9 protein-coding genes are annotated in these 11,352 nt (G+C 51.3%); 2 read left to right on the plus strand and 7 right to left on the minus strand.

The features are described from left to right. Positions 1-393: 393 nt before the first annotated feature. Positions 394-2,175, plus strand: a complete 1,782-nt coding sequence (locus tag PsWM33_RS08910) for an AAA family ATPase (RefSeq protein ID WP_063299973.1) — start codon at positions 394-396, stop codon at positions 2,173-2,175. A 287-nt stretch (positions 2,176-2,462) separates the two neighbouring features. Here PsWM33_RS08910 and PsWM33_RS08915 read toward each other — a convergent pair whose 3' ends face one another. The 5 genes from PsWM33_RS08915 to PsWM33_RS08940 all read right to left on the minus strand — a co-directional run bounded on the left by PsWM33_RS08915 (position 2,463) and on the right by PsWM33_RS08940 (position 9,445). Then, positions 2,463-3,092: a TetR/AcrR family transcriptional regulator gene (locus PsWM33_RS08915; RefSeq protein WP_208986564.1), complete on the minus strand. Its 630-nt coding sequence runs from the start codon at positions 3,090-3,092 to the stop codon at positions 2,463-2,465. A gap of 535 nt (positions 3,093-3,627) precedes the next feature. Then, the gene (locus PsWM33_RS08925) at positions 3,628-4,275 is read right to left on the minus strand and encodes a peptidoglycan recognition protein family protein (RefSeq protein WP_063299974.1); all 648 of its coding nucleotides are present in this window, start codon (positions 4,273-4,275) and stop codon (positions 3,628-3,630) included. Between the two features lie 226 nt (positions 4,276-4,501). Next, positions 4,502-4,726, minus strand: coding sequence for a hypothetical protein (locus tag PsWM33_RS08930; protein ID WP_063299975.1), 225 nt, complete (start codon positions 4,724-4,726; stop codon positions 4,502-4,504). Beyond that, positions 4,723-5,472: a DUF2793 domain-containing protein gene (locus PsWM33_RS08935; protein WP_063299976.1), complete on the minus strand. Its 750-nt coding sequence runs from the start codon at positions 5,470-5,472 to the stop codon at positions 4,723-4,725. The genes PsWM33_RS08930 and PsWM33_RS08935 overlap by 4 nt, the downstream gene beginning before the upstream one ends. A 10-nt stretch (positions 5,473-5,482) precedes the next feature. Then, the gene (locus tag PsWM33_RS08940) at positions 5,483-9,445 is read right to left on the minus strand and encodes a baseplate multidomain protein megatron (protein WP_063299977.1); all 3,963 of its coding nucleotides are present in this window, start codon (positions 9,443-9,445) and stop codon (positions 5,483-5,485) included. Between the two features lie 76 nt (positions 9,446-9,521). On the opposite strand from PsWM33_RS08940, the gene PsWM33_RS08945 reads away from it, so the two are divergent. Further along, positions 9,522-10,442 carry an Abi-alpha family protein gene (locus PsWM33_RS08945; RefSeq protein WP_193778383.1) on the plus strand — a complete coding sequence of 307 codons (921 nt, stop codon included), beginning with the start codon at positions 9,522-9,524 and terminating at the stop codon, positions 10,440-10,442. A gap of 222 nt (positions 10,443-10,664) precedes the next feature. On the opposite strand, the gene PsWM33_RS08950 is transcribed toward PsWM33_RS08945, so the two are convergent. Beyond that, the gene (locus PsWM33_RS08950; RefSeq protein WP_063299979.1) at positions 10,665-11,099 is read right to left on the minus strand and encodes an NlpC/P60 family protein; all 435 of its coding nucleotides are present in this window, start codon (positions 11,097-11,099) and stop codon (positions 10,665-10,667) included. Continuing rightward, positions 11,096-11,352, minus strand: a 257-nt coding sequence (locus PsWM33_RS28400) for a phage BR0599 family protein (RefSeq protein ID WP_244276676.1), incomplete at its 5' end; no start/stop codon positions are given. The genes PsWM33_RS08950 and PsWM33_RS28400, both read right to left, overlap by 4 nt.

Raw genomic sequence — 11,352 nt, forward strand, 5'->3', positions numbered from 1 at the left:
GCTTTTTGCGTTCGCGTCAACACCACGTCAACAAAAGACATGTTCGCGAGACGGGTAATAACTGGATGGGGGTGGGAAATGACGATCGCAGTCGCGGATCAGTACGGGGGAGGGCCTCCAAGGTAGGGCAGTGAGTTACCTGCTACAAAGCGCCAGTTAGCAAGCTGAGAGCTACTCAGGAACGCCCATTTCCTTAGGACTATTCTTGCTTGAAGACGAACTGACCATTTGCGGACATTCAACCTGAAGTCGGGCAACCTGTACAAACATGTTTCTGCAACTTAGGGTCATTCCTGTTTGATAAGTGTATCGTGCGTATATCAAGAGATATGCATCATTCTTGATGTTGAGCTAAAACTTAAGCATGAAGCGTACTTTTCAAACAGGTGACATTTGTTCATAAAAGATATTTTTGCAAAAAACGTTCTATCCTTTGGACCAGAAGGTCAGGGAGTTACAGGCTGTAGATCTTTAAATTTGCTAATCGGCAGAAACGGATCCGGAAAATCAAATGTCTTCAAGTTAATCAATAATGTTGGTTGGGAGTACAAAAAAGTTCGAGGTTCAACGCTAATCAAACAAGGGCCTAATATATCGGCTCCACCAATATATCTTATCAAGTTAAAAAGTGACTCCATTTGTGACAGGTCACCATTCTACGCTGATTGCGGAGAAATTACAGTTAACTTTGAATCCAAGGGGGAAACTAAACGGGACGAACAGCTTTCTGTAAAATTCGAAATGGACACTTTGGTTTCTGGAGACCTGATAAGGTTAGAAGGCGGAACAACGCTAGTAAAATCCGATTTGAGCGACTCCGATTTCGAAAAAATGATGGTCTCGCATAAGGCGCGTGATCTGCACCGAAGATTGTCTTTTATCCTATCCTATATTTTCCAAAGAGACTTAAAAGTCATCGGTCCTGGATATCTTAGCGAGGCACATTCTCGCATCCCTGCACACTCAATGCCAACCAAAGAGGCATCTCCTCAAGACATACGCGGCGGCGGGATTGTGTCATTCAACCGAACTTGGTGGTCAGACGGCACGTTGCGTGTCGCAAAGTTGGTTCATCAAATACTCGTAGCGAATGGCCAAGTTATCCTTCTTGATGAACCAGAAATGGGAATTGAACCCAGAGCATTGCGCCGATTGCTTAGAATTTTGACATGGATAGCAACCCCCGGAAACCGAAGCCAAACTGCTGATAGCAATATTAATGAAGTGGAAGAGGCTTGGCAGAATTGGTTAGCGACTCGACACGGAAATCGACCAAGCTGGGAAGTAATCCATGATCCTAAAGCCTCTCAATTCTTCGTTACGACTCACTCCTCCGTTGTTTTGCAACATTTTCTGGGTCTCCAAGAACAAGCCAAGATTTTTGAAGTTCATTCTTCTTGGACAGACACATCATTCGATCCAGCAAATGCTCGCGTCAGAGATCATAATCCCAACCTCCACCTGAAGAGAGGAGAACAGTATGTAGAGCGACAGTCGCTTTGTACTAGTATCCGGGAGATCGAGGGTTCAACCAGTAGAATTCTTGATGAGTTGGGGGTCTTTGGTAGTGACCTCTTGCAATGCAATGGCGTCGTTTGGGTCGAAGGTCCCTCCGATGTTATATACTTGAGGGCCTGGTTGAACATGTTTGCAAGGGAAAATCGCTTGAAAAATCTGCAACAAGGCCAACACTTCGAATTTCAGATGTATGGCGGTGCTTTGCTGGATGCCATCTCCATTGATAACTCGACTGGCGAAGAACACGACTTTGAAAAAGAAAAACTGATCAAGATGTTTAGTTTTAGTCGGCATGCTTACGTCATCATTGATAGCGATAGTAAATTAAACGATGACGGACAAGTATATGACTCTTCTAATTTTTCTGCGGCCAAAGAGTACATTAGATCTGAGGTCACCGGACTCTTAGAGTACGGGCATAAAATTGGCTTGTGGTACAACAAAGATAATGCTGTTATTCGCACAATTGAAAGCTATTTAGACGCCGACAGTCTTTCTTTGCAACCGTCTTACGGCAGCAAAAGAGTACTAGCTCAGCGACGGGCGGCTTTTTGGGAAGAAAATGGAAAGAAACTCTGCGCCTTCGATCCGTCTCTCTCACCTGAAATCAAAAAACTTTACGAAACAATTCGGTCGTGGCAACCGGATGACTGTTGAATGATGAGCTCTTTATCCGCTATGGGCCTACCGGAGTAGTTACAGATCGTTTGCTGGGGCTATTGAAGACGCCTCGTGGTGGAACTGGCTCAACCCTTGATTTTAACGCCCGAAGGTCCGCAGTTGGCCCTGATCACTAGATTAAGAGTCAACGATGAGGCAAAACACTCCTTTATTCAAATCTGCAAGCCTGTTCCATAGTAGCTGATGAAAGGCAGGCGAAATTCAAATCCGTCTTAACGGGACCTTACGAGCAAACCTTTTGATGGAGGCGGGCACTCAAAGGCCTAATCTCGTTCGAGATCATTTTTTTTCATGTGCTTACTGAGGATTATCATGGCTGTGTCGATTGCTTTGCGTACGTCTTCCAACGGCGTGTCAAACTTGACCATTTCGATAATGCCCTCAAACACCATCATAAAAAACTGAGTGAGAGCTTCGATGTCAACATCGTCATTCAATTCCCGGCGATGGTTTTTTAATCTGCTTCGAATGTCTTCTGCCCACATGGATCGCAGCTCAAGATATTCTTCACGCAATTCTGGATCATATCGGGCGATATCTCCAACGGTAGACCAGAACAGATTGCCCTCCATTTTGTATTGAGCAGCACACAGTTCGGCAAAATCCATCAACATGGAATGCATGCGTGAAAACAGGTCTGAGAACAATGCGGAACTGGAACGAACTTCTTGGCTAAACCGCATAATATACCATCGCATTGCAGGAGCGACAGGGTCTTGATCACCCTTAAACTGCATTTGAAGCGCTTCAAGGCATACGCCGGACCGCTCGCTAATAGCTTCTAAAGTGAGATTGGAGCGGCCGTTTTCAAAGATCAACTCAAAGGAGGCGGTAAAGACTTTTTCCAGAACTTCGGGTGTTATCTTACCCTGTAAGGAGCTTCGTTGTGTCATTGTCCTGCTGATTGTCGGTTGCCTCAAGATACTGGTATCTAGCCTTAAAACGCGAATTTTCAGCAAAAGCAATTAATACAAAGCGGTTCAATTTGCTCCCAGCAGGCTGGCCTTTGATGGCGCTATCAAAGGCCAGCCTGAATTTGTCCGCGCTAGTTTTCTCCAGCCGCACTTTAAGTGTGAAGCATCGCGGCTTGTTTCCATTGTGGTAAAGCGTTGATACGGTGGAGTTGAGTGTCGATTTCGGAACGTTGATGATGAGGTGGAACGATGAGATTGCGCAGGCCGGAGAAGACTATCAGAAATCTTTGAAGCTGGCCTGACGATTTCAACTTTTGCTCCATTGTTCACTCTTAATCTAGTGATCATACAGACCCATGAAGGACTACCCGTTAAGGTACTCAGAAGGCCCGTTATGTAGACAGCAACAACCCTTGATGGAATCTGTCGAATGGCAGCTGCTGGCCCAGTGATCTGTTTGCACTTTCAACGAGAGATAGTTTCCTGTCAGTTGTCGCCGCAGTAACTTGAAAGCTCAGAGCCCTGCAGCTGTAAAGAGAGAACGTAGCTTGTCACCCACTTCAACGGGTTCTCCAGGCAATGCCATATCCGGCAGCCAGGCGATATCCCATTTGCTGCGTTGTTTGACGCCCAGCGTTGGCTGAACTTCTGCGTGGGTAAGAACGGAGTATGGGCTGACCGGGATCTGATAAGTCTCGCAGAGATCAGCAACCGTCTCAACAAGTGCCTGAACTTGCACCTGCGTGATTGGATATTTGCCCGGTTCAAATGGTGAATGTTTTGCGTCCGCCATGGCATCAAGGGCTACGCCAATGGACCCGGTATTGAGCGCTCTGGTGTGGGCGGCATAGCTGCCATCGAGGCAATTGGCATTGGCTTCCGGTTTAAGTGCTCCTGCATGTGTTCGACCTTCCCGATCGATGATGAGGTGGTAGTGCTGTCGCTCCAGCTCAATGAGCCCGTCCGCGCCAGCTGTCCAATGCAAGATAATGCGGTGAAGGCCTGAGGTGTGAAACAACTCCTCGACGCGCTTCACGTTCCGCGCTTTCAACGCCTCAGCTATCGCCGCTCTTGTCTTTAGTCCATCAAGACCATCGATGGGACCGGGATCATAGCCCAGCGCAGCAAGTCGGGCTTGGATGTCCCGTGTGGTGTAGGTCATAGTTGGTTCTCCAGACATAAAAAAAAGCCGCCCGAAGGCAGCTTGAAGAGGTGAGTTCTTTGGGATGGGTAGGCGTCAGGCTCAGTCTTTGGCTTTTCTCGCTTGTGCCAGTTCCTGAAGAGCCTGGCAGAGCTCCTGGCGCTTCTGACGCACGGCTAGCACCGCTTGCCGGCTGCAGGTCTTACATCTCTGCTCTTTGGGGCGTTGAGCGGTTTTCAGGAGGTTTTTAATCACGGCGTTTGATCTCCTCGGTTAAGGCGCGAATGGCCTCAGTGCTCGCTTGCAGGCCTTCTGTGGCCTCCTTCTGGATCTCGCGAAGGGCGGCATTGTATTCCTTGGTGTCTTCACGCCACCAGTTAAGAACCCGCCAGGCAAAGAAGCCCAGACCGACAATAGCAACGGCTGCTGGCCCGCCGCCCAGCGCATTGATGATCTCGCCAAGGTTGGTCATGGGGCTTCCGGTACGCCGACGCTGAGATAATGGATCGCCACGCTGACGGTGCCCCCAGTGAAGTCGCCGTCCTTGGTGGTCAGGCGAATGGGCGTATCAGCGTAAAAGCCTTGCGGGCCAATGATGCCCTTGTTGGTGCTGCCCACAGCAATGCCGAGGGAGCCGCCGAACTTGGAAGGTTCGCCGTCAATGCCACAGTCATAGGACGTAGCCCCGGTGATTGCGGTGACTGTTCTGGTGGAAACGCCAAGGCAGATGGAGCGATCGGGAATGGCAATGGTGGTTTCGACAGTAGATCCTGCTAGGTCGGCGAGGGTTTCTTCCAGAACACCCAGGCCTGTGGTGCCTCCAAGCGGCCCTCTGGCGATATGAACCAGCGGCGCTGACTTCACAAGGCTCAGTACTTCGGGAAGGGCTTTCCAGCTTCCGGCGGTGTAGATCAGCAACGTGCCAGCTCCCGCATCCCAAGCACGCATGCCATCAAGGGCCGGCAGCCGGAACCAGCTGCCATCGGCATAAAAGGCCATATCCTTCTCCCAGCCAGTCCATGCGTCTGTGGCGGGAGAATTCACGATATAAGCGTCGCCTTCACTCGGAGCGCTTGGCGGTGCCGCCGAAGTTGAATTGAGGACCCGCATTTGAATGAGACCATCGAGCAGGCGAAGGGCTTCATTGTGTGTGACATGTTTTTGTGCCTGCGCTGCCGTGATGTAGGGCAGGGCAAGCCGAGAGGTTGTCTCTGACATGGTCGTTGCCTCAGAAGTGCAAAGTGGCGGTAAGCGGTGTGCCGCGACCCAAGGTGTTGGAGAGCTGGTAGATGCGGATGGTGAGCATGTCTTCGACAGGGAGTTCAGCGCCGAAGTCCTCTATCTGCTGCACGCTGGTGTAAACAGCATTACTGGTCGCGGAAGTGAGCGTGCGGATTACTGAGCCGTCTTTGAAGATCTCCACCTCATAGGCCTCGACCTCTTCAACCAGTGGCACATCGCGCAAAAGCCAGCTATCCGCTTCGGGCACGCGAGAACGCCTGATCCAGGAGAGAGTGAGATCGCCGGGCAGCCGTCCTGTGCGACTGGGCTGGGCAACATGAACCGGAGAGAACGGGCGCAAACCATTGGCTTCTGGTGCAAAGCCTAATGCCAACGTGGCAGGATCAGAAAGCGAGGCTCTGCTGGGCACGATACGCCACCGGAACGGCAAGCTTATCTCGCTCAAAGTGATGGGAGCCAGAACCAAATTATCATCAAGGCGAATAACCCTTGCGCCTGTCGGGACACTATCAGCGATAGCGTTCTCCGTACCACGTTGACCTCGGAGTAAGTGCGAGAGCTTGTAAGTGCTAGGCGCTAAGAGCTCTGCTCTGCTGGCCTGAATGATCTCCCAGGTGTTTGGAGCAGTCTCAACCACAAAGGCATTGCCGCCGGCAAAAAGTTCTAAATCTGGAATGCTCTCGATGGTCCCAGAGGAAACTGAGATTACCAGTTCATTGCCAAGATCGAACCTGGAGGTAGGACCTCGCTTAAGAGGCTCCATTGTTACCCCAAACTGAGCTGGTGTGGTGATCTGCGCAACGGACTTAAAGCCAGCCTCGCTCTGACTGCGATAGACATTGAGGATACCGGGCCAGGGATCGGCATAAGCTGCCATCAACGGCTGATGAGCAGGAGTACTGTCTGAGAGCTGCGGCAGATCGAGAAACGCAAACAGCGGCTTGCCAAAGACAACGGCCTGCGAAAGTGCGCCATCTGTTCTTTTCCGCGATGGTCCAGGCGGCATATCGTAGACTTGGCGGTCTTGCTGGATGCTGGTCACCTTGCGCTCCAGGCCATCATTCACACTCAAGAGTCTCAGATCATAGCTTCGGCCATCATGATCCAGCGAAACCAAGTCTGTCGGATCAAGGGCAAGCTCTGACGGCGGTAGCGCAAAGCTGGCGCCTTCGCGTCCAACCCAGGCCTCCTGCAGGGCGCGGCGCACCCGGCGCTCTGCCTCTTCCGGGGCAACGGCAAGCGGGAAGTTTTCTGATGATATGCGGCTTGCCTGTACCGTTACCCGCTGCGCTTCCACCTGGATGGCGTCATAGTCTTCATCGGCTCGGATAACAGACCATTTGAGCGCCTGGGGCAGTTCGGTTTCCTGTGCGCGTTCAAGCTCGATGGGTTCGGTGTCTTTTGGTGCTGCCATCAGATCATCAAGCTCAAGGCGTTTAACAGCACCGCGGCCACGCATCTTGAAATGCAGGATGCCTTGGCTTTCGACCGCATCAAAGCCGAAGTGACGGGCCAGCACGGCAATTGATGCACGCGGGCTTTGCAACGCAGAAATCACATAGCCTTCAACGGCACCATAAAGATCAGAGGTGTCGATCAGATCTCCAGACAGCCCAGCGCGTTCGCATAGGTGCTTGACCAGCGCGCCGAGCCCAACAGCTCCGAGCCTGCCACCAAGCCAGTGCCCCAGTCGCCAGTTCTCACCATCTGACCAGACATTGATGAGCTCCGGGAAGAAGGGGTAAGGTCGGGCATCCCATGTCCAGGCAGAGCAATTGCCAAGGTCCAGCATGGGACCGTCATAGACGCTTGATGTGGGATTGTTATTCGGCTCTTGCCAATAACTGAGTGTGGCGGCCAGATAGGCCCGTTGAATGGCATCATCACGCCAGGCACGAGAAAAGTAGGGCGCTTTGGATTCCGATGACTTGGGATCAATGAACACATTGGGCTGGTTGGTGGCGCGGTCCACGGCAGGGCAGCCAAACTCGGTAAACCAGATGGGCTTGCTCTGTGGTACCCAGGCAGTTGGCGCTACCTCTTCTACACCGCTCGGGCGGTTATAGTGCTGATTGCTCCACCAGCTTTGCAGGTCCTTGTAACGAAACACCCAGGGTTTGTTATGAGCGCCATCTGTGATTGGGGTTCTCACCTGCGCAATGCGGTCAGCATAACTTGCATAAAACCAGTCAAAACCTTCGCCGCCGGCAATGTTCTCCTTCAAATAACTCTGATCGTAGATGTGCGGGCGGATCTGCGCATCCAGATGGTCAAACCCATCGCGCCAATCGGAAAGCGGCATGTAATTGTCGATGCCGACAAAGTCGCAGGCATCAAGAGCCCAGAGCGGATCAAGATGGAAGAAGAGGTCTCCGCTGTCATCTGCCAGCCTGAAGCCGAAATACTCGGACCAATCGGCGGCATAAGAAAGCTTGGTATCTGAACCCAATACAGAGTGTACATCGCCTAAAAGGCTGCTCCATTGATCGACTGCAGGAAAGCTGTTTGCTGGTCCTCGGACTTGATTAAGAGCCCGCATTTCAGAGCCAATAAGAAACGCATCGACACCACCGGTAGCTTTGCAAAGGTGGGCATAGTGCAAGATCATGCGGCGCAGGCCCCAATCACCCGGTGGCCCCGTCCAGGAAATACTGGTGCCTGTCACACTGAAATCACCAACCGTGGCAGAGCCAAACAGCGCAGACACCTGTCCAACGGCTACTTCGCTTTTGTCCGGTGAACCAGCAAAACCAGGAGCAGGGAAGCACGTTATCCTGCCACGCCAGGGATAGGCGGGTTGACCGATTGTACTGGCATTATCACTGTAAGGATCGGGCAGTGTATTGGCTGGTGGAATATCCATCAGGATGAAGGGGTAGAAAGTCACCCGCAGACCACGTGCTTTGATTTCCTTGATTGCCTCGACAATAGAGAAATCTGCAGGCGTGCCGCCAAAGACTGGATCTTCCTTATCATCACGGCTGACCAGAAAAGCATCAGATCGACTGACACCATTGACGCTCCATGACGTGCTGGCATTCTTGGTCGGTTGATCGACACCTGGGCGGATTTTACAAGTTCCGCATCTGAGATCATCTCCGAACCAGGCAACCACAAGCGAAATGCTTTTGATGTTGGGCGCAGAGGCCTGCAGGCGGTCCAATGCACTGATGAGATCAGCTTGCGTTGCTTCTGCATTCACATTGATGCCAGTTGTCTTGGCGCCGCCTTTGGTTTTGGTCACCTGCCGTGTGGCGTAGACATATTCGCCGGATGCTGGGATCAGCGTAACGGACTGCAATCGTCCTTCTGGTGTTCCGTCCAACAGTGGCCGAAACACTTCCACGGTGATCTGAGGAATGCGGTTGCCATAGCTTTCCAGCAGCAGCTCTTCAAAGACCAGATAGGCGGTGCCGCGATAGGCAGGGGCCTCACCCAACTTGGCCTTAATGAAAGCATCAGGCTCTTGGGCCTCATTGCCCGGATACCAGCGCCAGGTGACACCTTGCAGATCTATAAGCTCGCCATCAGCCCAGATGCGGCCAATGCCGGTGATGGTTCCTTCGCACAGCGCGATAGCAAAGGAGGCGTAGTAGGCATAGGTGGTGGTTGTCACCTTTGGCCCGCTGCCTTTACCGCCACCTTGGGTCTGTTGGTTGATTTCCTCGCGAAAGTCCGTGGCCCAGACGATGTTGCCGCCGATCCGCATGCGGCCAAACACACGGGGAATGACTGCGCCTTCTGTTGAGGTGGTGACCTGTAGGCGGTTGAGCCGCTGGCCCTCAATGGTCTGATCGGGGAGCGTTGTGCTGATCAACCAGCTGTCAATGTAAGAGCCAGCCGCAGCACCAATCGCACCACCAATGGTGGCAGCGGTCACGCCAAGAAAGGAGCCGCCAATGGCTCCGCCCACGGCGGTGCCAACAGCGCCAAGGACAAGTGTAGCCATGGGGTTCCTCTATCACATGCGTTGGGATAAGTTCTTGAGTCTATTTTTTGCGAATTTTCAAATGGGTAGAAGCAACATGAATGACACCAATGAGATTGATGAAGTAACCTCTATCCCTTCTGAAATACGTCATTCGCTTGCAGAAGTAGTTGTTGACCTGCTTAAACCGCCAGCGAAGGAGTTGGGAAGTCTTGTTGGCGATACAATCGGGATATTGTCTGACCGCGTGCGTCGGAAGCGAGAAATGAATGCTAAAATTGGCCTGTCTGAAACAAGAAAAAAGTTGGAAGAGGCGGGTATCTCGATAGAAACTATTTCTCCTCCAAAAGAGGAGGAGTTACACCTTTTAGTAAATGGCCTATCTCTAAGTGATGATGAAACTGTCCGTAATCTTTGGGCAGGGATTTTTGCCCAATCTCTTAACCCAGATTCTGATGTCAAAGCTGAACGCCCGTTTGTCAGCGTTTTGGAGAGCCTTTCACCGCTTGATGCAAAGATTATTGACTTTCTCGCATTTGTGCATTGCTCAAATGAGGAGCTTGAACAAAACTCCTCTAAGTTCGCGCCTGTGAATTTATTTAGCCTTACACCAGAGGAACAGGTAAAACTGGCGAAACGAGAAGAAGTGAATAGCAAGCTCAGATCAGAATTTAATTCCTTGGTTCAGGAAAAGGCAGAACTATATGGCCTCACTGATTTGAATGGAACCTCTTGGTCAAGCAACCTCTTGCGTCTTGGGATCATTGAACGGGTAACGTCTGATCTTCCTGAAATGTCATATTTTCGTACATCAAGTGAGGATGTTAATGCGATTAGCGATTACTTTGAAAGCTTACGTGAGCAAGTAGAGGCATTGGGTGAAAAGACTAGGTCAAATTCGCAGCCACCAGAAAGCATATTTACTCATTCTATGTGGCAGGGACTCATGTCGTTGCAACTTCAGTTTACTGAATTTGGAACTAGTTTTGCCAGGGCGTGTGGTTTGTTGGATAAATAAATAGTCTGTTGTTTGTCCAGTAGACACGTCATTTCTTGAGCTTGCCGTTACCCCAAAAACGGAAGTTGGTGCTGCCAATAATAGACTTTTTAGCTTTGTTGTAGGCAACCTTAGAGGTCATTCCACCAAATACATGAAAAGTAAGTAAGCTTGAGCGAAGCGTGAGACTACCGTACCGCGTACAGAGTGAAATGGCGCTACAGCTTACAGTTTTACTTTCTTCTAAGTTGCAGAGGTTTTAAACCCAAATACCAGCCTTCGCCTCCACGCAGTGGCGAGCGGTTGTTCGATCACACCAACTCGCTCATGGGCGTGGATGAAATGGCTGGTGTCGCTCATGATCCCGCAGTGCTTAGCGATCGCGGTATCCTTCATCCGAAACAGCAGAATGCAGCCGGGCTTGATGTCTTCGACAGGCACCGGTTGCAGCCATTTTCTCGCCCCTTCCGCTAAAACCTCTATGTCTCCAGTTTCCCCCCAATCCCGTGTGTAGGGAGGAATGTCGGTTGGCTCATCGCCAATGACCTCCCGCCAGACACCGCGAATGAGCCCAAGACAATCACAGCCTACACCGCGGAGGCTGGCCTGATCGTGATAGGGCGTACCGATCCAGCGCCGCGCTGCTGTTATAATGCGCTTGGATTGATCTTCACTCACAACGGCTCGCCTTTATGGCCACGGCTGTTCGCGGCATACCGGATCAGTGTGTCATTGCCGGGAATATGCGGGAAGCCGCGGTAGTTATCGCCGTTGCTGAACTTCTCGATGCAGGTCTGCCAGAGCTTGTCACAGCCGGCCTTAATCTGGAAAGTATCTCCAATAGTAAACCGTCGCACCGGCGCTTCCAGTAATGTGATGATGGTAACGCCAGAGATGATCTCATGGCGGGAGACTTCTACCTGCCGATCTT

This window comes from Pseudovibrio sp. WM33 (assembly GCF_001623165.1).
Taxonomy (GTDB): Bacteria; Pseudomonadota; Alphaproteobacteria; order Rhizobiales; family Stappiaceae; genus Pseudovibrio.